The sequence below is a fragment of the Nonomuraea turcica genome, from assembly GCF_030718205.1.
Classification (GTDB): Bacteria; Actinomycetota; Actinomycetes; order Streptosporangiales; family Streptosporangiaceae; genus Nonomuraea.
Window position 1 is genome coordinate 23279 of the sequence record NZ_JAUZQF010000047.1, and the last position, 21374, is coordinate 44652.

Genomic DNA, 21374 nt, shown 5'->3' on the forward strand with positions numbered 1-21374 from the left:
AATATCCAGATTTCTCAAGATTTGCGCATACCGATATAGCGATATTCCGGCGTAAATCGACTCCGTTATCTCGCGTCACATACGTAAGCGGATTTCGGTACGTCCTCCACCCGGTGCTCGGCCGCCCTCCACAGCGGGGACAATGGACGCGTGCATGCACAGACCCTCCGCTCCGTCGTCCTGCTCGGCTCCACCGGTTCGATCGGCACTCAGGCCCTCGACGTCATGGCCGCCAACCCCGGCGGCTTCAAGGTCGCGGCGCTGGCGGCCGGAGGTGGCCGGGTCGAGCTGCTGGCCAGGCAGGCCGCCGAGTTCGGCGTCGAGGCGGTGGCGGTGGCGGACGAGGCGGCCGTGCCCGCGCTGAAGGAGGCGCTGGCCGCGCACGGCGCCCGGCCCGAGGTGTTCGGCGGCCACGACGGGGTCGCGCAGGTGGCGGCGTGGCCGTGCGACACGGTGCTCAACGGCATCACCGGCGCGCTCGGGCTGACCTCCACGCTCGTCGCACTCGAAGCGGGCAGGACGCTGGCCCTGGCCAACAAGGAGTCCCTGATCATCGGTGGGCCGCTGGTGAAGCGGCTGGCCAAGCCCGGTCAGTTGCTGCCGGTCGACTCCGAGCACTCGGCGCTGCAGCAGTGCTTGTGGGCCTCGGGGCCCGGCGCGTACGACCCGGACAGTGTCCGCCGGCTCGTGGTGACCGCCAGCGGCGGGCCGTTCCGGGGCATGAGGCGTGAGGAGATGGCCGACGTCACCCCCGAGATGGCGCTGGCCCACCCCACCTGGTCCATGGGGCCGGTGATCACCATCAACTCCGCGACGCTGGTCAACAAGGGGCTGGAGGTGATCGAGGCGCATCTGCTGTTCGACCTGGACTTCGACCGGATCGAGGTGGTGGTGCACCCGCAGTCGATCATCCACTCCATGGTCGAATACGTGGACGGCTCGACCATGGCGCAGGCCAGCCCGCCCGACATGCGCCTGCCTATCGCGCTCGCGCTCGGACACCCGCACCGCGTGCCCGGCGCGGCCCTGGCCATCGACTGGAGCAAGGCGCACACGTGGACGTTCGAGCCGCTGGACGACGTGGCCTTCCCGGCGGTGGCGCTGGCCAGGCACGTCGGCACCGAAGGCGGCACCGCGCCCGCCGTCTACAACGCGGCCAACGAGGCGTGTGTGGAGGCGTTCACGCGTGGCGAGTTGCCGTTCCCGGCAATCGTCGACACCGTGGCCAAGGTCGTCGAGGAGCATTCCGTGACCCCGGCGGACTCGGTGGACGAGGTGCTGGCCGCCGACTCGTGGGCCCGTGCCCGTGCGGCCGAACTCACAGCCGGGCAGTCCCGCTAGCTACATAAACTTGAAACCGTCGTCACAGTAAGGGTTGATATGTCTTCCGTAGCTCTCGGCATCCCGACCGTCCGCCCCAAGCCGCTCGCCGAACGCCGCCACTCCCGCCAGATCATGGTCGGCACCGTGCCCGTGGGCGGCGACGCGCCCGTCTCGGTGCAGTCGATGACGACCACGGTGACCGCCGACGTCAACGCCACGTTGCAGCAGATCGCGGAGTTGACGGCGTCGGGCTGCCAGATCGTCCGCGTGGCCGTGCCGTCCCAGGACGACGCGGACGCGCTGCCGATCATCGCGAAGAAGTCCCAGATCCCCGTCATCGCCGACATCCATTTCCAGCCGAAGTACGTCTTCGCCGCCATCGAAGCGGGCTGCGCGGCTGTCCGGGTCAACCCCGGAAATATCAAGAAATTCGACGACAAGGTGGGCGAGATCGCCCGCGCTGCCGCCGACCACGGCGTCCCCATCCGGATCGGCGTCAACGCCGGCTCCCTTGACCCCCGCCTGCTCCAGAAGTACGGCAAGGCCACGCCCGAGGCGCTGGTGGAGTCGGCGCTGTGGGAGTGCTCGCTGTTCGAGGAGCACGGCTTCCGCGACATCAAGATCTCGGTCAAGCACAACGACCCCGTCGTCATGATCAACGCCTACCGCCTGCTGGCCGCCAAGTGCGACTACCCGCTGCACCTGGGCGTCACCGAGGCGGGGCCGGCCTTCCAGGGCACGATCAAGTCCGCCGTGGCCTTCGGCGCGTTGCTGGCCGAGGGCATCGGTGACACGATCCGCGTCTCGCTCTCCGCGCCCCCGGTCGAGGAGGTCAAGGTCGGCGCCCAGATCCTGGAGTCGCTCGGACTGCGCGAACGCGGCCTGGAGATCGTCTCCTGCCCATCGTGCGGCCGCGCCCAGGTGGACGTCTACACGCTGGCCGAGCAGGTCCAGGCCGGCCTGGAGGGCATGAAGGTCCCGCTCCGGGTGGCCGTGATGGGCTGCGTGGTCAACGGCCCCGGCGAGGCTCGCGAGGCGGACCTCGGGGTGGCTTCGGGCAACGGCAAGGGGCAGATCTTCGTCAAGGGCGAGGTCATCAAGACCGTGCCCGAGTCGCAGATCGTGGAGACCCTGATCGAGGAGGCGCTGCGGCTGGCCGAGGAGATGGGCGTCGAGGTCGACCTCGACGACGACTCCGGTCCCGTGGTTTCGGTCAGCTGATCAGGTCAGGATGAGCCGGACCCTGCGGCCTGCGTCGACGGTGTCGTCGTAGCGCTACTCTTTGCCACGAGCCGATTACAGATTGGCAAGTATTTCCCCATACCCAGCGTCACGACCCGGTCGCTCAGAGAGCATCGCAAGGCCTATGACGTGTGAGGGGGCCGGGTGAAGCGGGTAGTTAGGGTTGTCGCCGGTATGGCGGTGCTCATCGCAGGGGTCGCGATCTCCGGCGGCGGGGCGCCGGCCATCGCCGCCAGACAGGCGCCGGTGGCCTGGGGGGCCTGTCCGGCGGTGGCGGGGAAGCCGGTGAACGCGAGCATCGAGTGCGCCACGGTCCGAGTGCCGCTCGACTACAGCGAGCCCATGGGGCAGTCGATCAAGGTGGCGATCAACAGGATCAAGGCCAAGGTGTCGCGTGACGCCAACCACCTCGGCACGCTGCTGATCAACCCGGGGGGTCCCGGGGCATCGGGGCGGAGCATGACCGCGTACGTGGCCGCGACGCTGCCCGCCAAGGTGAGCGAACGCTACGACATCGTGGGGTTCGATCCGCGCGGCGTCGGCGGCAGCGAGCCTTCGCTGCACTGCGTGGACCCGGAGGTCTACTACAAGGCCCCGAGACCGGACGCGGTCCCGCGCACGCTGAGCGAGGAGCGTGCGCTGCTGGGCAGAGCCTCCGACTACGCCACCCGCTGCGGTAACTTCTGGTCCTGGCTGCTGCCGCACCTGACCACAGAGAACTCGGCCAGGGACATGGACACGATCCGCGCCGCCCTCGGCGAGGAGAAGATCAGCTACTTGGGCTACTCGTACGGCACCTACCTGGGCGCCGTCTACGCCACGCTCTTCCCGCACCGGGTCAAGCGCCTGGTCATGGACAGCATCGTGGACCCGACCGGCGTCTGGTACAAGGCGAACCTGGCCCAGGACGAGGCCTTCGAACGCCGGCACCGGGAGTTCCTCGCCTGGACGGCCAAGCACCACTCCACCTACAAGCTGGGCGCCACGCCCACGCAGACGTCGTTCGCCTACTACGCGATGCGCACGCGGCTGCGGGAGCGTCCGGCGGGCGGGGTCGTGGGCCCGAGCGAGCTCGACGACACCTTCACCCTCGCCGGGTACAGCGACCGGATGTGGCCCCGCTTCGCCCAGGCGTGGTCGTCCTACGTGCGCCAGGGCGACGTGAAGGGCCTGGTCGACATCTACACCAAGCACGGCAAGAGCGACTCCACCAAGGAGAACGGCTACGCCGTCTACCTCGGCGTCCAGTGCCGCGATGCCACCTGGCCGCGCCAATGGGAGACATGGCGGACCGACATGACCGCGATGCATCGCCAGGCGCCGTTCATGACCTGGCCGAACGCCTGGTTCAACGCCCCCTGCGCCTTCTGGCCGGTCCCCGGTGGGAAGCCGGTTCAGGTGCAGGGCTCGTCGCAGCTGCCGCCCATTCTCATGCTCCAGACCCGTGGCGACGCCGCGACGCCGTACACGGGGGCTCTGCGGATGCGCACGCTCTTCCCCAGCGCGCGCATGGTGGTCGACAAGGGCGGCAACCATGGGGCGTCGCTGGCGGGTAACCAGTGCGTGGACCGGCATCTGGCGGCGTACCTGCGGGACGGGTCCGTGCCGCCGCGTGACGCGGTCTGCGACCCGCTGCCCCAGCCCCATGCGGCGGCGGCCGCCCGCATGGCGGCGCAGGCGCCGGCTCAGCACCACGAGCTCCTGGGGGTGCTCACGGGGTTGCTTGGAGCACGATGACGTCAAGAAAGGGTTACCGTGAGGAGCGCGTGATGAGCTAATCGGTAACCCTTCGCGTAGTCTGACCGTGTGATGCTGCGTACATCGGCGTCGCGTGTGCTTGACGACAGCGACCGGGACGAGGTTCTCGCCCTGTTGGACACCGATCCGGTCGCCAACGTCTTCGTCTCCTCCAGAGTGCGGGCCGTCGGACTCAATCCGGCGCGGCTCGGCGGGCAGATGTGGGGATTCGGGCCGCGCGGTGGCCTCGTGTCACTCTGCTACGCGGGAGCCAACATGGTGCCGGTCAGCGCCGGTCCCGAGGCGGTGCACGCGTTCGCCGACCGTGCCCGGAAACAGGGGCGGCGCTGCTCGTCCATCGTGGGTCCGGTGGATGCGGTGTCCCTGCTGTGGGAGCGGCTCGAGCCCTACTGGGGCCGGGCCAGGGCGATCCGCTGGGCGCAGCCGGTCATGGCCACCTCGCGCAAACCGCCGGTGCCCGCCGACCCGCTCGTCCGGCGGGTGCGGCCGGAGGAGTTCGACGTCCTGCTGCCGGCGTGCGTGGCCATGTTCACCGAGGAAGTCGGCGTCTCGCCCAACCTTGGCGACGGCGGCGCGCTCTACCGCACCAGGGTCGCCGAGCTGATCAGGATCGGCCGGTCCTACGCGCGCATCGACAACGGGAAGGTCGTGTTCAAGGCGGAAGTGGGGGCGGTCACGCCGCAGGCCTGCCAGATCCAGGGCGTGTGGGTGGACCCGGAGCTGCGCGGAAAGGGGCACGCGGTGGCGGGCATGGCCGCCGTGGTCGAGGCCGCCTTGCAGTGCTTCGCCCCGGTGGTGACCCTCTACGTCAACGACTACAACCACTCGGCGCGAGCGGTCTACCGTAAGGTCGGCTTCGTCGAAGTGGACACCTTCATGTCCGTGCTCTTTTAGAGACGTACGAGCTTGTCGAACAGCCGGGCCAGCTCCGTGTCCGGATCCGCGGTGAGGCCCGCGTGCACCGGACCCGCCTGCACGATCGTGCTGCGAGGCGCCGTCAGCCAGCGGAACCTGCCCCCCAGCGACTCCGACTCCAGCGGTCCGGCCTCCTCGCCGCAGGCCCGTTCGTACGCGCCGAGCGCCCGGCGTACCGCGTCCACGTCGGCCGTCGGGTCGAGCGCGCGCAACCGGGCCGGATCCAGCTCCACCCGCGCGCACAGGTAGCCGCGCGGCTGGCAGTAGAGCAGCACGCCCGCGTTGATCTGCTCGCCCCGCTCCACCCTGGGGATCACGCGGATGACCGCGTACTCGTAGACGTCCCTGGTCATCGGGCGCCTCCCCGCCAGAACTCGCCGACGGACCCAGGCCCGGACCGCGGCTGTGCCCGCTCCTCGCCGCGCACCAGCCACTCGCGCGGCCCGTGCGCCCGCCGCACCAGATGATCGACGTACGCCTCCCGCACCGCCTGCGGGTCGTCGAATCCCGGCTCTTCGTCGAGCCATTCGTCCGGCACCAGAGCCGTCACGGTCTCCAGCAGCTCGCGCGTGATCTTCCCCGCCAGGTCGGCGCCCGCGGCCGCCACGTCGCCGGCGAACGGGGCCAGCACATGGTCACCGGCGTCGAACGAGCGCTGCGGATCGGCCGTGGGCCAGTTGTGATGGAACCAGAGCGACGCGCCGTGGTCGATCAGCCAGGTCTCGCGGTGCCAGACCAGCAGGTTGGGGTTGCGCCAGCTCCGGTCGATATTGTGAATGAGGCCGTCGAACCACACCACCCGCGCCGCGAACACCGGGTCAGCCGTCCACGCCAGCGGATCGAACCCCAGCGCGCCCGGCAGGAAATCCACCGCCAGGTTGAGCCCGGTGCTGGCCTTGAGCAGGTCCTGGACCTCCTCGTCCGGCTCCCGGATGCCGAGCTGCGGGTCGAGGTCGATGAGCTTGAGCTCGGGGGTCTTGAGCCCGAGCCGGCGGGCGAGCTCGCCGGCGATGATCTCGGCGACCAGCACCCTGCGGCCCTGACCCGCCTCGCGGAATTTCACGACGTAGGTGCCCAGGTCGTCGGCCTCGACGACGCCGGGCAGCGACCCGCCCTCCCGCAGCGGGGTCACATAACGGGTGGCTGCGATCTTATCCAGCACGACACGAGGTTATCGCCCATCCCAGGGGGTGGGCCGCGGGGGGCCGGGGGCGAAGGGGTGCTCACGTGAGGCCTCGACCGCGGCGAAGGCGTAGTCGAGCATGCGGCGCTCGTAACCGGCCTTCGCAGCGCCGATCCGCTGCCCGCCTGCCACCGCCCCGGCGAGCGCCTCGCTCAGCTCCCGCGCATCACGGAGCCCCACGTTGGCCCCTTCACCCCGTCCCGGGCTCATACTGTGGACGGCGTCCCCGACCAGCGTGACGGCCGGCTCCTCCCACGGCTCCACCCGCTGCGCCGAGTAGACCTGCAGGACGAACGTCGCTTCGACATCCGCCTCCCGCACGATGCGCTGGACCCCTTCGTGCCACCCCCGCACCGTGTCCATGGCCAGCCGGTGCAGCTCGGCGGGCGCCATGCCGTCGGGCCGGGGGCCGGGCACGCTCATCGTCCAGGAGAAATACCCGGGGAGGTCCGTGATCTGCGCACCGGGAGCATGCCGGGCGACGGCCTCGGGCACGGGGGTGAGCGTCCGGCAGGTGGCGATGGAGATGGCCCGGCCGTCCGGGGCGATGACCCGGTTGAAGGAGTCGACCAGCTCCGAGGGCGTATCGGCCAGTAGCTCGGGCGTGATCCAGGTCCTCCCGTAAAGCACCCAGTTGAGCTCGTCCACCACGGCCTCGGGCAGGAGCTGGGCCCGCACCCGCGAGCGGGCACCCTCGGCCCCCACGAGCAGGTCCCCGTCAACACTCTGCCCGCCGCCGAAGTGAGCGCGGATCCGGCCGTCATCGAGCCGCTCGTACCGCTGATAGTCCATCCCGAAACGCACACAATCCTCCAGCCCGGTCATGAGGATCTCCCGGAGCGTGAGCCGGTTGACCCCCAGGCCGTCGCCCTCGGGGATGTCCCTGGAGAACTTGGGTCGCAGGTCGGTCTCCATGAAGATCATGCGGGTGGCCGGGCGGATCGAGGTGGCCACGGCCAGCTCGAACAGGTCAGCCGGCAGGCAGGCGCGCAGCGCCTCCACGCCGGTCTCCTTCAGGCTGATGCGATACCCCTGAGGCCGATGGCCGGCCGAAGGGCCGCGTTCGAAGAGGGTGACGCCGAGACCTGCCTTCCGCAGGCCCTGGGCAAGGCACAATCCAGCGATTCCGCCTCCCACGATCAAAACATGTGTCATGTCCATGTCGCGACTGTAGCTGTCGTGACAGCAAATGTCCATGCGGGGTACTCTCGGGAGATGACGGAGAACCGCGTGCCGCAGTCGACGTTCGAACTGGTCCTGGGGGGAGGGTCGCTGCTCGTGCAGGTGGGCAGGGAGCTCAACACCGAGACCGAGCGGCGTCTCGCGCCGCTCGGTCTCACGGCGCAACAGGCCGCTCTGCTGCTGCACGCGGCGCGCGGCGGCAGCACGCCCAGCCTGCTGAAAAGCCAGCTCGGTACGGACACCGCCGGGATGACGCGGCTGCTCGACCGGCTAGAGGCCAAAGGGCTGCTGCGGCGGGAGCGGCATCCGGAGGACCGGCGTTCGATCGTCATCGAGCTGACGGACGAAGGGCAGGCGCTGGTGCCCCGGCTGCCGCCCGTCTTCGGGAAGATCAGTCACCAGGTCTTCGCGGGGTTCTCGCCCGATGAGGTCGCGCAGGTGACGGACATGCTGCGGCGCATCATGAAGAACCTCACTGATGGGCCGGACGCCTAGGGCGCTTGGGTGGCGCGGGCGCGGACGGCGGACAGGATGATGTGGCGGACCAGGCCGCTGCCGAGACGGATCACCGCCCAATACCGCAGGAACGCCCGTCGTGCGGCCGAGCTTGTGGCCAGGACGCGGGTCTCGGTCACCAGCCGCACTCGCCCGGAGCCCGCCTCCTCCAGCACGAAGCTGAACGTGCCCTTCGCGTAGCCCGGGCGGTCGAAAGCGTCGAAGTCGCCGGCGGTCGTGATGGACGGCGTGTCCTCGGCGCGGCCCAGGCGCCACCACTGGCCGACCGTGCCCAGGACCACCTCGCGGCCCGGGTCCTCGGCCAGGAGCGTGAAGGCGGACATGCCGGGATGGGGCCGGCCGCCGCGTGACCGCGAGACCAGCGCACGGGCGGCGAAGAGCGGCTTGGCGAGGCGGACGTCCGACGATCGCAGGTGGGTGAGGGCGTCCCAGACGCGCTCGCGCGGGGCATTGATCACGATGGAGTGGCGTTCGGCGGCGTCGGGGCGGGGGATGAGCCGGTCGGCGAGCTGGGACATGGGCCACCTCTTCCATACGGATGCGTATGGTACTGACTATACGGTGCCGTATGGCAGGCTGGGCGGGTGGGCCGGTTGAACGCGGATGACTGGGCGCGGGCCGCGCTGGACGCGCTGGCGGAAGGCGGGCTCGCCGCCGTCGCCGTCGAGCCGGTGGCCGTGCGGCTGGGCGTGTCGAAAGGCAGCTTCTACTGGCACTTCGCCAACCGGCATGCGCTGGTGGAGGCGGCGCTGTGGCGCTGGGAGGCCGAGACCGAGGAGATCATCGCCGGGCTGGAGGCGGTGCGTGATCCGGTGGCGCGCATGCGGATGCTGCTCGAAGGTGCCCTGGGGAGCGGGCGGGACGCGGCCATCTCGTTCCGGCTGATCAGCGAGGCCGACGATCCAGTGGTGGGGGCGGTGGTGCGGCGGGTGAGCGAGCGGCGGCTCGCGTATATGCAGGCCACGTTGGAGGAGGCCGGGCAGCCGCCGGCGGAGGCCCGCCGGCGGGTGCTGGCCGGGTACGGCGGCTACCTGGGGCTCGCGGCGCTGGCCCGCGTCGGGGTGGTGGCGGAGCCGCCGCTCGACCTGGTTGACACGCTCATGGCCGAGCTCGGCCTCCCGCCGGCCTGACTCCGCAGCATCAGAGCTTCGCGATGACCTCCTCCGCGAAGCGTTCCATGGTGGCGATCTTGAGCTCGAGTGTGCCCTCGCCGTACCGTGACTTCTCCTCCGGGGTGGCCAGCCACCACGGGGCGGCCAGCGTGCCGGTCACGCCCTTGGCGGCGAAATGACGGTAGGTTTCCGCGTCCGGCAGCACGGCGAGCGGCGCGATGATGTCGAACGGCCCCGTCCTGCCGTTCTCGTCGAGGTGCCGGCGCAGCGTGTCGAGCACGGGGTCGAGCTGCTCCTCCGTGTAGATGCGGTTGCCGATCCAGCCGTCGCCGGCGCGGGCCGCCCGCCGCAGGGCCGCCTCGCTGTCGCCGCCCACGTACACCGGGATGCGCTGGGCGGGGGTCGGTGAGATCGACAGGGGCGGGAGGCCGTCCAGGCTGACCGTCTCGCCCGCCCAGAGCGAGCGCAGCACGGGAAGCATGGCGTCCAGCCGCCGCCCCCGCGTCTGGAAGTCCTGTCCTGTGGCGACGAACTCCTCCTTGCACCACCCCACGCCCACTCCGAACGTCACCCGGTCGCGGGACAACACCGCCGCCGTGGACACCTGCTTCGCCACGGTGAGCAGGTCGCGGGCGGGGGCGATGTAGACGTTCGGCGAGAAGCGCAGGGACGTGGTGACCGCCGCCATCGCCCCGATCGTCACCCACACGTCCGGCCAGTGCGTCGTGGCGTCCCAGCGCGGCCGTCCCGACCGCGAGTAGGGGTACGGTGTGGCGAAGTCGGCGTAGAAGAGGTGGTCCGACAGCGTCAGCGTGTCGAACCCGCACCGCTCGGCCGCCCGGGCCAGCTCCACGAACTGGCCGGCGTCGACGAACGAGGCCCCCAGCCAGATCTTCATCGAAACTCCGGGGCGACCTTGGTGGCGAACAGCTCAAGGTTGCGCTTGACCGTGTCGAGCGGCAGCACGCCCTGCTGCCCCTGCATGTAGAGCCCGAACCACTCCAGGTCCGGCATCCGGTCGAGCATGCGCTGGATGCCGCGCTTGACGTCGTCGGGCGTGCCGAACAGCGCCATCTCGACGTCGTTCATGCGCTTGGCGTCGCCCTTCTCCGGGGAGATCGGCTTGTGCTTCTCGTCCTCCTTCTTCCGCAGCACCTCCAGATATCCGAAGGGGCCGAAGAAGGCGGCGAAGTCCTTGGGGATGCTGCGGCCGAAGGTGTTGATCGCCTGCTCGGTGGTGTCCGCGATCCCGACGATCTTCAGGATGCCGGTGTGCTCGCCCAGCTTGTAGTGGCGGCCCTGCTTGGCGGACTCCTCCTGGTAGAGCTTGGCCTTGGCGGCGTGGTCGTCCGGGTTGGGGGTGAACATCCACGGCAGGATGTTCTCCTGCGCGGCCCTGATGACCGACCGGTCGGAGATCGTGAAGGGCTGCCACAGCTCGGGGTGCGGGTTCTGGTACGGTCGCGGGCAGACCGACACGGCCACCACCTTGCCCTCGTCGTCCAGCTCCGCGGGCGCGCCGAAGGTCCGGGTCCACTCCTGGGCGGGCCAGCCCTCGATGCCCTCGTACGGGTAGGGCACCTGATAGTCGAGCACGTCGGACTTGTACCGCAGGGTCTCCTCGGTCCACGCCAGCTTCATGATCTTCAGCACCTCGCCGAAGACGTCGAAGTTACGGGTGTCGGACGCCGACCCGTCCGAACGGGCGGCGGCGGCGTGCCAGCGCTGGCCCAGGACGTTCATCCAGCGGTTCTGGTAACCACGTGCCACGCCCAGCCGCAGCCGTCCCTTGCTGAACTGGTCGAGCAGCGCGACGTCCTCGGCCGCCCTGATCGGGTCCCACGCGGGCAGCACCAGGCCGAGCGGCGCGAGCAGGATCCGCTCCGTACGCGCGGCGAGGTCGGTGAGGAACATCAGTGGATTGACGGAGAACTCCATGCCCTCGGAGTGGAAGTGGTGCTCGGTCATCATCAGCGCGTCGAACCCGATTTGGTCGGCGTGGACGGCGATCTCCCGGACCTCGTGCAGCAGCCTCTGGTACGACTCCGTGTCCCGCCCGATGGGGCGCTTGGCCTTGGCGTTCTCCTCGGCTGCATATCCAGAGCCTGGAATCTGCGGATTCAGGAAGATGGAAAACTTCACCGGGGACCTCTTTCCGCGGACGGTTCCTCTGCAAGCTACTCTGGAAATCTTAGCCGAGCAATCGCTTGGTTAACTACGAGGAGGGCGCATGAGACTGGGCGTCACGATGTTCGCCACGGATCTGGCGATGCCGATCGACGAGCTCGCCAGGGCGGCCGAGGAACGCGGTTTCGACTCCCTTTGGCTGCCCGAGCACACCCACATCCCGGTCTCGCGCCGCACGCCGCCCGCCGCCGGGCAGAACGAGCTGCCCGAGGAGTACAAGCGCACGCTCGACCCCCTGGTCGCACTCTCGTTCGCCGCCGCCGCGACCCGCCGGCTGCGCGTCGGCACCGGCATCCTGCTGGCCGCCCAGCGCGATCCCATCGTGACCGCCAAGGCCATCGCCACGCTGGACCACTTGTCGGGCGGGCGGGTCGCGGTCGGCGTCGGCTTCGGCTGGAACGTGGAGGAGATCGAGAACCACGGCGTCCCGTACGCCCGCCGCCGCGAGGTGGCCAGGCGCAACGTGCTGGCGATGCGGGCACTCTGGCGCGACGAGGTGGCCTCCTTCGACGGCTTCGAGCCGTCCTGGTGCTGGCCGAAGCCGATCAGCGGCCCGCCGGTCTACGTGGGCGGCGCCGCGGGGCCGAAGCTGTTCGCCCACGTCGCCGAGTACGCCGACGGCTGGATGCCGATCGGCGGCGCCGGCATCAAGGCCGCGCTGCCGGCGTTGCGCGAGGCGTGCGAGAAGGCGGAGCGGCCGATGGCCGAGGTGATCCCGTTCGGCACGCGGCCGACCAGGGAGAAGCTCGACTACTTCGCCGGGCTCGGCATCCACGAGGCGGTGGCCACGTTGCCCAGCGGCCCGGCCGACACCCTGCTGCCTCTCCTGGATGATTACGCGCAACTGATCTAAGGGACGGCATAATGCCGAAATATGTCCGAGCTACGAACCGATGACCCACGTCAGCTTGGGGCGTACCGGTTGTCGCGCAGGCTCGGTCAGGGCGGCCAGGGCGTCGTCTACCTCGGCCATTCGCCGCAGGGGGCGCAGGTCGCGATCAAGCTGCTGCACGCCAGCCTGTCCGGTGACCCCGACATGCGCCGCCGATTCCTGGGCGAGGTGGAGGCGGTGCGGCGGGTGGCCGCGTTCTGCACGGCCCAGTTGCTCGACGCCGACCTCGAAGGAGACCGGCCCTATCTGGTCAGCGAGTACGTCGAGGGGCCGTCGCTCCAGCAACACGTGCTCGCCAAGGGGCCGCGGCAGGGCGGATCCCTGGAACGCCTGGCCATCGGCACCGCCACCGCGCTCGGCGCCATCCACCGGGCCGGCGTCGTGCACCGGGACTTCAAGCCGGGCAACGTGCTGCTCGGGCTCGACGGGCCGCGGGTGATCGATTTCGGGGTGTCCCGGCTGGTCAACACCACTACCGCGACCACCAGCCAGATTCCCGTCGGGACGCCGGCATACCTGCCGCCCGAGCGCATCAAGGGCGAGCCCGCCGGGCCGGCCGCCGACCTGTGGGCGTGGGGGCTGACCGTCGCGTACACCGCGACCGGGCGGCACTCGTACACGGCGGACACCTATCAGGAGGTCCTGGCCAGGATCCTGTACGGGAAGCCGCACCTGGGGCCGCTGAGCGGGCGGCTGCGCGAGATCGTGGAGGCGTGCCTGGCGCCCGAGCCGGGGGACCGGCCGGACGCCGAGGAAGTGCTGCGGTGGTTGCTGGGGCAGGACGCGGCAGGCGAGGACGTGCTGTCGTCGGGCGCGATGGCCGCCCTCCCGCGCTCCACCCCCACACTCCCGGCCTCCGGCCCCGCGCCCGCAGCTTCCGGCTCCGGCCCCGCGCCCGCAGCTTCCGGCCCTGGACCGGCGCCCGCAGCTTCCGGCTCCGGATCCGTGTCCACAGCCTCCGGCAGTGGGCTGTCCGCGGCCGTTGGCTCGGTGACGGGCGGGCTGGGCGCGGGCGTCACCACCACGGGGGGATCGGTCACAGACCCCGATCCGACCACCAGCTTCCCCACGGTCGCCCGCACCTCGCCGCAGCCGGAGCGCCCCCGCCGGCGGCCCCGGGCCTGGCAGATGGGGGTGGCGGCGGCCGGGCTGGCCATGGGGGTGGCCGGCTTCGTGTTCTGGCAGCGCGGTGCGCAGGGGCCCGGGCTGGAGGGCACGTGGACGGGCTCGGCCGAGCACTTCACCGCCCAGCGGATCTTCCCCGTCGAGCTGCGCCTGGGCGCCGAGGGCGGGGCCATGCGATGGGGGGCCGACCTGCACTGCTCGGGGCGGCTGGGGCGAACGGGGACCGGGATGGTGTTCGCGCTCGATCAGGTCGTGGGCGAGGAATGTTATCCGGGCACGTTGCGCATGTTCCCGACGTCGTACGCCGACCAGATGGCCATCAAGGTGACGCGCCAAGGTAAGGACGAAGTGACGTATTCGGGCACGGTCACCCGTACCTCTTGACCCGCTGTATCACGGTCAGGCCGCGATTGCCCTGAGCACCGTTGACTGGTGGCAATCCGTTGCTTTCAGTAGAGAGCAGAAGTGGGGTGGCGGCGAGGGGAGGCGCCCCGTGCCAACGGCACAGCCGCTCAGAACGGGGGACCCGCAGCGACTCGGAGAGTACGCGCTTTCCGGGCGTCTGGGCGAGGGTGGTCAAGGCGCGGTGTTCCTCGGTTCGCGGGGCGGGGAGACGTACGCGGTCAAGCTGCTGCACGGACCGGTGGGCGACGAGCGGGCGGCGTTCTTACGGGAAGTCGAGCTGGCCAAGCATGTGGCAAGGTTCTGCACGGCGCAGGTGATCGACGCCGGGTTCGACGAGGGCCGGCCGTACATCGTGAGCGAATACGTCGACGGGCCGTCGCTGGCCAGGGAGGTCGCGCTGACCGGGCCGCGACGCGGCGGGGCGCTGGAGCGGCTGGCGGTCAGCACCGCGACCGCGATCACGGCCATCCACCGCGCGGGCATCGTCCATCGGGACTTCAAGCCCCAGAACGTGTTGCTCGGGCCGGACGGGCCGCGGGTGATCGACTTCGGCCTGGCCAGGGCGCTGGACGCGGCGGCCACGGTGAGTGGCAGGGGCGTGGGGACGCCCGCCTACATGGCGCCGGAGCAGATCACGGCGTCGGCCGTCACGGGCCAGGCGGATGTGTTCTCGTGGGGTGCGACGATGTGCTTCGCGGCCAACGCGACGGCGCCGTTCGGGCAGGACTCGGTGGCGCCGGTGCTGCACCGCATCCTGACCGCGCCGCCGGAGCTGGGGTTGCTGGAGGGGCGGCTGCGGCGGCTGGTGGAGTCCTGCCTGGACAAGGACGCAAGGAACCGGCCGACCAGCAGGGAGTTGCTGTTCGAGCTGCTGGGGGAGTCGGAGGAGTTGCCGGCCGAGGTGCTTGGCACGCCGCCGCCGCACATCCTGCGGCTCACCCCGCCCCTGGTCCCCGAGCCCCGGACTCCCGTCGCCGAACCGGAGGCCACCGGGCTGCCGGGAGGCTACTTGTTGCCGGGCCGGACCACGGGCGCTCAGTCCTCGGACCCGGCGACGGCATCCGAGCCCGGCACCGCGTCCGCTTCCGGGGCGGGCGACGACGGCGTGCGGACCGTTGACACGGAGGACCATGACAGGAGGAGGTGGCCGCGGGCGGCCGTCGCCGTCTGCGCTGCCCTGCTGGTGACCGCCGCCGTGCTGTTCGCCCTGGTCGTCCCCAACCTGAACAAGAACGAGCCCGCCGCACAGGTGGCAAGACCGGCCCCGCCCGCGCAATCGGAGCCCGCGCCGTCCACGCCCTCCGCCGAGAAGTCGTCCCCCGCCAAACCCAAGGAAACGCAGGAGGCCCGCAAGCCGCCTGTCGACTCCTCAGCGGCGCCGCCGGTGACGGTCCCCGTCCCGCCCCTGGCCGGGCTGGATCGTGCCAAGGCGATCAAAGCCATCAAACAGGCGGGACTGGTGGCCGGGACGGTGACCCAGGTCGACTCGCCGCAGAAGATCGGCCAGGTGCTGAGCAGTAAACCCGCCTCAGGCTCGGCCGTGCCCAAGGGCAGCACTGTCACGCTCCAGGTGTCGGCGGGCCTGGCCGTGCCCTCCGTGGTCGGCCTCCAGCGCAGGGCCGCCGAGTCCGCCCTGACCGGTGCCGGCCTCGCCGTCGGCACCGTCACCCGTGCCTGCTCCGACCAGCCGAACGGGCAGGTGCTCAGCACGCAACCCCAGGCCGGGAAGCGGGTGACAGGCGGCACCCCGGTCGCGCTCACGGTGGCTCGCAGAGGTGCCGCCGTACCGTCCGTCGTGGGCAAGAGCCGGGAGGAAGGGCAGGGCGCGCTGGCGGCGGCCGGGTTCCGGGCGCGGTTCCAGGGCCAGGTCGTAGAGGACGAGTCACGTGTGGGGATGGTCCTCAGCCAGAGCGTCCCGCCGGGCACCTGCGCGGCGCCGGGAACCTCGGTGCTGATCGTCGTCGGGCTCCAGGGCCAGTCGGGCCCCGACCCCACGGAGCCGTCGGAAGGCCCGACCGGCGCCATCTCCGGCCAGTGACGGCCCTGCCGCGCAGCGTGATCGGGCGTGCCTTCATCGGGGGGTTTCTTCCAGGGATACGGTTTCGCCGTGCAGCCGCGACCTCTCGGCGGCCCAGGCGATGAGGTGGCTGTGCAGGCTCTCGGCCGGCGAGGAGAGGATCGGCGCGCGGTCTCTCGTGGCGACCGCGGTCAGGAACGCCTCCACCAGCGCCTCGTCACCGCCCCCATGGCCGCCCCTGGCCGTCGCGTCCCCTGTGGGGCGGGTCTCGACGGTCTCGGACCGGCCGGTGACGAAGTCGACGACGTTCAGGCGGTCGCCGTCGCCCTCGATCCACCCTCGGGTGCCGAAGATCCGGGTCTGCCGGTGCAGGGACGGGGTGAAGGCCGTCATGGTGAACGACGCGGTCGCGCCGCCCTCGAACTCCATGTTCACCACCTGGTGGTCGACCACGTCGTTGTCGCAGGCGTACACGCACCTGCCGTACGGGCCGGTCCTGAGGGCCGCCAGCACGCCCTCCTCGGTGACGTCGTCGGTGAGCACCGACAGCGGCCACACCGTCCGCCCGGTCAGCGGCAGGTAGATGCGCTTGGCGGAGTACGGGCAGCCGGGCTCGACCGCGCAGTCCAGGCAGCGGTCGGCCGCGCCGGCGGGCCGGTTCTCGGGGCGGAAGTGCTGGAGCCCGCCGAACGAGGAGACGCGGGTGACCTGCTTGCCGGTCAGGTGGACCAGCCAGTCGAGGTCGTGGCAGGACTTGGCGAGCAGCATGAACGTGGATTCGTCCGTACGCCGCCAGTTGCCCCGCACGTACGAGTGCGCCTGGTGCCACCACCCGACCGGCTCCAGGTGCTGGATGCTGACGATCTCGCCGATCCGGCCGGCGTCGAGCAGCGCCTTCAACGCCCGCGTGTACGGCGTGTAACGCAGCACGTGGCAGACCGCGAAGACCGCGCCGGACCGCTCGGCGGCCGCGACGATCGCCCGGCAGTCGTCCTCGGAGACCGCCATCGGCTTCTCCAGCAGGATGTCGTAGCCGAGCTCGGCGAAGCGGACCGCAGGCTCGACGTGGTCGCGATCCTGAGTGGCGATGATCAGGGCGTCCGCCTGGCGGGGCAGCGCGGCCAGCTCGCGCCAGTCCGCGTACTGCGCGGCCTCGGGAAACCGTTCGCGCCGGCTGTCCAGCGGATCGGCCACGGCGACCACGCGCGCCCGGCCGCTGTCGACGGCGTGGCGGGCGTAGCCGGTCCCCCGAGAGCCCGCGCCGACCACGGCGAGAGTCACCATTGCGCCTCCACTTATGTAACCAATTCACGTATGTCGGTCGATGCTAGGATCCTGGCTGATAGACGTCAATGGACAGCTATGAGGCAGTTATGAGAAAGGGTCTCATAAGTTGACCGAGCTCCGGCCGGGTGACGCGTCGCTGCTGCGCAAGGTGAATACCCAGGTCACGCTCAGGGCCCTGCGGCGCGAGGGCGTGGCCACGCTGACGCAGCTCGGCCGCGTCACCGGGCTGTCCAGGCAGACGGTGGAGGCGGTGCTCGACGAGCTGAGCGAGCGCGGCTTCGTCAAGGAGGTGCCGCCCGACGAGGGCGTGATGGGGCGGCCCGCGCGCCGGTTCGGGTTCCGGGCGGACGCCGGCTACGTGGTGGGCGTGGAGGTCGGCGGCGACGGCATCGTCGCGGCGCTGGCCGATCTCAGTGGCGAGGTGATCGCCTGGCAGCGCGCCGGCGTCTCCGGCGACGCCGCCGCGCATGAGCGGCTGGAGGCGGCCCGGCGCACGGCGCTGACGTGCGTGGACAGCGCGGGTGTGGCACGCAAGCACGTGTGGGCGGTGGCGGCGGGGACTTCGGGCATCGTGGACCGCACCGGCCGGGTGTCACTGTCGATCACGTTGCCCGGCTGGACCGGGGTGGACCTGGCGGGGTTGGCCGGGCGCTGGTTCGGCGGCACCGCGCTGGCCGCCAACGACGCCAACCTCGCGGCGCTGGCCGAGCACTGGCGCGGCAGCGCGCAGCATGCCTCCGACGTCGTGTACGTGCTGATCGGCCACCGGGCGGGCGCCGGCATCCTGATCGGCGGCCGCCTGCATCCCGGGCGCAGCGGGGCGGCGGGTGAGATCGGCACGCTGCGCCAGGTCGGGTGGGAGGACGCCGCCCGCGAGCTGGTCAAGGACGCCTCGGCGGCGGAGGTGTTCGAGGCGGCGCTGCGGGGTGAGCCGGACGCCGCGCGCCGGGTGGACCGCTACGCGGAGAATCTCGCGATCGGCGCCTCGGCGCTCGTCCTGGCCATCGATCCGGACCTGCTGGTGCTCGGCGGCGGCTACTCGCGCGCCGGCGACGTGCTGCTCGAACCGCTCCGTCGGCACCTGGCCGAGCTGTGTGTGAGCGCGCCCGAGGTGGTCGCGTCCACCTTCGGGGACGAAGGGGTGGCCCTGGGCGCGGTACGCCTCGCACTCGACCACGTCGAGCGGGAGATCCTCGGTCTTTAGAAGGCGCGGCAGGACTCGAGGAGCACGGCGCGCACCTGGTCCTCGGGCAGGTCCATGGTCTTGACCACGCCCCACAGCAGCGCGCCGAGCAGCGCCCAGCTCTTGAGCCGGACGTCCGGGCCGGGATCGTCGCCCACGAGCTTGGCGTGGATCTCGTCCCTGAACGTCCTGACCGTATCCCGCTTCGAGCCCGGCGAGACGGAGTCGTCGGCGGACAGGTCCTCCATGAACAGGCGGATCACCGAGCGGTAGCGCACCGCGAACGAGACCAGGGCCTCGACGAAGTCGTCCCGGGTCGCGTGGTCGGCGCCGAGGAGCTGGAGCATGTCGTCCGCCGCCGGCGAGAGCAGCTCGGCGGCCAGGCGGTCCTTCGGGTGAAAGTGGTAGGCGACGGCGGTCTTGGTCAGGCCGACGGCGGCGGCGATGTCGGCCAGGGACGTGGCCGCGTAGCCGCGCTCGGCGAACAGCTCTCTGGCCGCGGCCAGGATGCGGCTGCGGGTGTCGTCGGCTGTGGTCATCGTCTCATTTTCCCGCCGGGTACGCGTTCCGTAACATACCCCGCTCATCGTATGTCCTGTACGACCGTACAGGACGGCCGTCGAGTGGGGGCTGAGCGATGACGCGGTTGCTGGGACGGCTGGGCGGCTGGTGCGCGCGGCACGGCAAGATCGTACTGGCGTTATGGGTGCTCGCGGCCGCCGCGCTGATGGGCGCCAACCTCGCCTTCAGCAGCCCCACCAGCAACGACGCGAGCATCCCCGGCACCGACGCGCAGCGCGCGCACGACCTCATGAAGGAGGGCTTCGGCCCCGGTTACGCGCAGGGTGGCACGGTCCAGCTCCTGGTGTACTCCGCCGACGGCCCCCTCGCCGAGGAAGAGCGTAAGCAGGCGGTGGAGCGCTCCATCGACCGCCTGCGGACGATGGACCACGTCGTGCAGGTGGACACGCCGTTCCGCAGGGGCGGCATCGCCTCCAACCTGCAGATCGGCCTCATCACGATCCGTATGGAGGGCCACGACCCGGACAAGCTCTCCGAGACCACGCAGGCGCTGTCGAAGGCCGCCGACCCGGCCAGGGCCGCCGGGATGGAGGTAGTGCCCGCCGACGCCTCGACCCCCGCGGACAAGGAGATCAAGACCGGGCCCAGCGAGATCATCGGCGTGGTCTGCGCGCTGCTGGTGCTGGTGTTCGCCTTCGGGACGCTGGTGGCCGCGATGATCCCGATCTTCGCCGCGCTGGTCAGCGTGGCGTCGGGGCTCGGCGTGATCGGGCTGCTCGGCTGGGTCGTGGACATGCCCAAGCAGGCCGGGATCATGGCCACCATGATCGGGCTCGGCGTCGGGATCGACTACGCGTTGTTCCTGCTGTCGCGCCATCGCCGCCTGCTGGCCCAAGGGGTGCCGGTCGTGGAGTCGGTACGGCGTACCGTGGCGAGCTCGGGCGGCGCCGTCGTCTTCGCCGGCGGTACGGTGATCATCGCGCTGAGCGCGCTCATGCTGGCCGGTTTCCCGCTGCTGGCCACGCTCGGCTGGGTGACCGGCATCTCCGTCGTCGCCGCCGTGCTGACCTCGATCACGCTCGTCCCGGCCCTGCTCGGGCTGCTCGGCCACCGCGTCAACGCGCTCAAGGTGCCGCTCCTGCGCGGCGGCGGCTCCTCCGGCACAGGCTGGGCGGGGCTGGGGGCGTGGGTGGCGCGCCGCCCGTGGGGGACGCTGCTGGCCAGCGTCGCCGTGCTGGGCGCGCTGGCCGCCCCGGCGCTCGGGCTCAAGCTGGGCCCGCTCGACGAGGGGTATGCCGCCCAGGGCTCGGACTCCCGGCGCGCGTACGAGCTCATGGCCACCGGCTTCGGCCCCGGCGCCAACGGCGGGCTGATCGTGGTCGCCGAGCTGCCGTCGAAGGTCGAGAGCGCGAAGGACCCGCTCGTGGCGGAGATCGCCCGCGAGGTGAAGGCCGTCGACGGGGTCGCGCACGTGGCCGACCCCAAGGTCAACACCTCCGGCCGCGCGGTCCTGCTGCAGACCGTCACGGACTACGCCCCCAGCGACAGCCGGGCCGCGGGCGTCGTCAGGGACATCAGGGCCATCACGGTGCCCGGCGTCGACGTGCACGTCGGCGGGAAGGTCGCCGGGCTCACCGACGCGGGCGATCGCATGGCCGAGCGCACCCCGCTGGTCATCGGCGTGGTGGTGCTGCTCAGCGCCCTGCTCCTGCTGCTGGCCTTCCGCGCGCCGGTCGTCGCGATCAAGTCCGCGGTGATGAACCTGGTCTCGCTCGGGGCCGCGTTCGGTTCGCTGGCGCTGGTGTTCTCGTTCGGGCTCGGCAGCGGGCTGGTGGGCATGGACCCGCCAGCGGACTCCTCCTACCTGCAGACGATCTTCTTCTCGGTGCCGGTCGAGAGTTATGTGCCGCTGCTGCTGTTCGCGGTGTTGTTCGGGCTGTCGATGGACTACGAGGTGTTCCTGCTGACGGCGGTGCGGCAGGCGTACGCGCGGCATGGGGACAACGCGCGGGCGGTGGCGGAAGGGCTCGGCTCGACGGGCCGGGTGATCACCTCCGCCGCGCTGATCATGGTGGCCGTGTTCGTGGCGTTCATCGCCTACCCGGACGCCATGGTGAAGACGTTCGGGGTGGGGCTGGCGGTGGCGATCGCGGTGGACGCCACGATCATCCGCGGTTTCCTGGTGCCCGCCACGATGGTGATCCTCGGGCGCTGGAACTGGTGGTGCCCGCGCTGGCTGGACCGGCTCCTGCCGAACCTGTCCGTGGAGGGGCACGAGGAGGAGGACGAGCCGGTCGCCGAGCGCCGGGAGCCCGTCGGGGCGGGCGTCTAGGGCCGGTACGGACTGCCCGTACGAAACCGCCACATCACCGCGTTGAACTGCCGCCGGAGATGTGGATGTGGTCGCCGAGGGACCAACCGTGGTTGACCGCGACCGTTCCGCCCCGCACCGACAATATCTGGGCGTGGACCCCCGCCTCGGTCGCCGAAGGACTGTAGGGCCGTCTCCACCATGCGGCGGGCGC

Annotated in this window: 19 protein-coding genes; 11 read left to right on the forward strand and 8 right to left on the reverse strand. The window is 70.9% G+C overall.

Going from position 1 to position 21374, the window contains the following annotated elements:
- Positions 1-150: 150 nt before the first annotated feature.
- The 4 genes from dxr (at position 151) to Q9G87_RS57440 (ending at position 5217) form a co-directional block, all read left to right on the forward strand.
- Positions 151-1341: a 1-deoxy-D-xylulose-5-phosphate reductoisomerase gene (gene dxr / locus Q9G87_RS57425; RefSeq protein ID WP_305925140.1), complete on the forward strand. Its 1191-nt coding sequence runs from the start codon at positions 151-153 to the stop codon at positions 1339-1341.
- Positions 1342-1380: 39 nt separating this feature from the next.
- Positions 1381-2544: a flavodoxin-dependent (E)-4-hydroxy-3-methylbut-2-enyl-diphosphate synthase gene (gene ispG / locus Q9G87_RS57430; RefSeq protein WP_305925141.1), complete on the forward strand. Its 1164-nt coding sequence runs from the start codon at positions 1381-1383 to the stop codon at positions 2542-2544.
- 195 nt (positions 2545-2739) lie between these two features.
- Positions 2740-4302: an alpha/beta hydrolase gene (locus Q9G87_RS57435; RefSeq protein ID WP_305925142.1), complete on the forward strand. Its 1563-nt coding sequence runs from the start codon at positions 2740-2742 to the stop codon at positions 4300-4302.
- Positions 4303-4374: 72 nt separating this feature from the next.
- On the forward strand, positions 4375-5217 hold the full coding sequence (locus tag Q9G87_RS57440) for a GNAT family N-acetyltransferase (RefSeq protein WP_305925167.1): 843 nt from the start codon (positions 4375-4377) through the stop codon (positions 5215-5217).
- Here Q9G87_RS57440 and Q9G87_RS57445 read toward each other — a convergent pair.
- From Q9G87_RS57445 to Q9G87_RS57455, 3 genes are read right to left on the reverse strand one after another with little or no spacing between them, the layout of a single operon-like run.
- On the reverse strand, positions 5214-5591 hold the full coding sequence (locus Q9G87_RS57445) for a DUF3037 domain-containing protein (protein ID WP_305925143.1): 378 nt from the start codon (positions 5589-5591) through the stop codon (positions 5214-5216). The genes Q9G87_RS57440 and Q9G87_RS57445 overlap by 4 nt on opposite strands.
- Positions 5588-6400 (reverse strand): HipA family kinase, encoded by an 813-nt coding sequence (locus Q9G87_RS57450; RefSeq protein WP_305925144.1) that lies wholly within the window; start codon positions 6398-6400, stop codon positions 5588-5590. The genes Q9G87_RS57445 and Q9G87_RS57450 overlap by 4 nt, the downstream gene beginning before the upstream one ends.
- Before the next feature lie 9 nt (positions 6401-6409).
- Positions 6410-7582 carry an FAD-dependent oxidoreductase gene (locus Q9G87_RS57455; RefSeq protein WP_305925145.1) on the reverse strand — a complete coding sequence of 391 codons (1173 nt, stop codon included), beginning with the start codon at positions 7580-7582 and terminating at the stop codon, positions 6410-6412.
- 54 nt (positions 7583-7636) lie between these two features.
- Here Q9G87_RS57455 and Q9G87_RS57460 point away from each other — a divergent pair, with 54 nt between their 5' ends.
- Positions 7637-8098, forward strand: a complete 462-nt coding sequence (locus tag Q9G87_RS57460; RefSeq protein WP_305925146.1) for a MarR family winged helix-turn-helix transcriptional regulator — start codon at positions 7637-7639, stop codon at positions 8096-8098.
- On the opposite strand, the gene Q9G87_RS57465 is transcribed toward Q9G87_RS57460, so the two are convergent.
- Entirely contained in the window at positions 8095-8637 is a 543-nt protein-coding gene (locus tag Q9G87_RS57465; RefSeq protein ID WP_305925147.1) for an SRPBCC family protein, read from the reverse strand. The two genes, Q9G87_RS57460 and Q9G87_RS57465, sit on opposite strands and share 4 nt — an antisense overlap.
- Positions 8638-8703: 66 nt before the next feature.
- On the opposite strand from Q9G87_RS57465, the gene Q9G87_RS57470 reads away from it, so the two are divergent.
- Positions 8704-9249, forward strand: a complete 546-nt coding sequence (locus tag Q9G87_RS57470) for a TetR/AcrR family transcriptional regulator (RefSeq protein WP_305925148.1) — start codon at positions 8704-8706, stop codon at positions 9247-9249.
- Positions 9250-9259: 10 nt separating this feature from the next.
- On the opposite strand, the gene Q9G87_RS57475 is transcribed toward Q9G87_RS57470, so the two are convergent.
- Positions 9260-10129, reverse strand: a complete 870-nt coding sequence (locus Q9G87_RS57475) for a TIGR03619 family F420-dependent LLM class oxidoreductase (protein WP_305925149.1) — start codon at positions 10127-10129, stop codon at positions 9260-9262.
- Complete coding sequence (locus Q9G87_RS57480; protein WP_305925150.1) at positions 10126-11373, reverse strand: LLM class flavin-dependent oxidoreductase; 1248 nt, start codon at positions 11371-11373, stop codon at positions 10126-10128. The genes Q9G87_RS57475 and Q9G87_RS57480 overlap by 4 nt, the downstream gene beginning before the upstream one ends.
- 88 nt (positions 11374-11461) lie before the next feature.
- Between Q9G87_RS57480 and Q9G87_RS57485 the strand changes: the two genes are divergently transcribed.
- From Q9G87_RS57485 to Q9G87_RS57495, 3 genes are all read left to right on the forward strand, one after another.
- Positions 11462-12271, forward strand: a complete 810-nt coding sequence (locus Q9G87_RS57485) for an LLM class F420-dependent oxidoreductase (protein ID WP_305925151.1) — start codon at positions 11462-11464, stop codon at positions 12269-12271.
- 21 nt (positions 12272-12292) lie between these two features.
- Positions 12293-13819: a serine/threonine protein kinase gene (locus Q9G87_RS57490; RefSeq protein ID WP_305925152.1), complete on the forward strand. Its 1527-nt coding sequence runs from the start codon at positions 12293-12295 to the stop codon at positions 13817-13819.
- A 109-nt stretch (positions 13820-13928) separates the two neighbouring features.
- Positions 13929-15878: a protein kinase domain-containing protein gene (locus Q9G87_RS57495; RefSeq protein WP_305925153.1), complete on the forward strand. Its 1950-nt coding sequence runs from the start codon at positions 13929-13931 to the stop codon at positions 15876-15878.
- Between the two features lie 33 nt (positions 15879-15911).
- Here the strand turns inward: Q9G87_RS57495 and Q9G87_RS57500 are convergent, their stop codons facing one another.
- Positions 15912-17141, reverse strand: coding sequence for a Gfo/Idh/MocA family protein (locus tag Q9G87_RS57500; protein WP_305925154.1), 1230 nt, complete (start codon positions 17139-17141; stop codon positions 15912-15914).
- A gap of 109 nt (positions 17142-17250) precedes the next feature.
- Between Q9G87_RS57500 and Q9G87_RS57505 the strand changes: the two genes are divergently transcribed.
- Complete coding sequence (locus Q9G87_RS57505; RefSeq protein ID WP_305925155.1) at positions 17251-18348, forward strand: ROK family transcriptional regulator; 1098 nt, start codon at positions 17251-17253, stop codon at positions 18346-18348.
- Here Q9G87_RS57505 and Q9G87_RS57510 read toward each other — a convergent pair.
- Complete coding sequence (locus tag Q9G87_RS57510; RefSeq protein ID WP_305925156.1) at positions 18345-18866, reverse strand: TetR/AcrR family transcriptional regulator; 522 nt, start codon at positions 18864-18866, stop codon at positions 18345-18347. The two genes, Q9G87_RS57505 and Q9G87_RS57510, sit on opposite strands and share 4 nt — an antisense overlap.
- A 98-nt stretch (positions 18867-18964) precedes the next feature.
- Between Q9G87_RS57510 and Q9G87_RS57515 the strand changes: the two genes are divergently transcribed.
- Positions 18965-21181 carry an MMPL family transporter gene (locus tag Q9G87_RS57515; RefSeq protein ID WP_305925157.1) on the forward strand — a complete coding sequence of 739 codons (2217 nt, stop codon included), beginning with the start codon at positions 18965-18967 and terminating at the stop codon, positions 21179-21181.
- Positions 21182-21374 lie beyond the last annotated feature (193 nt).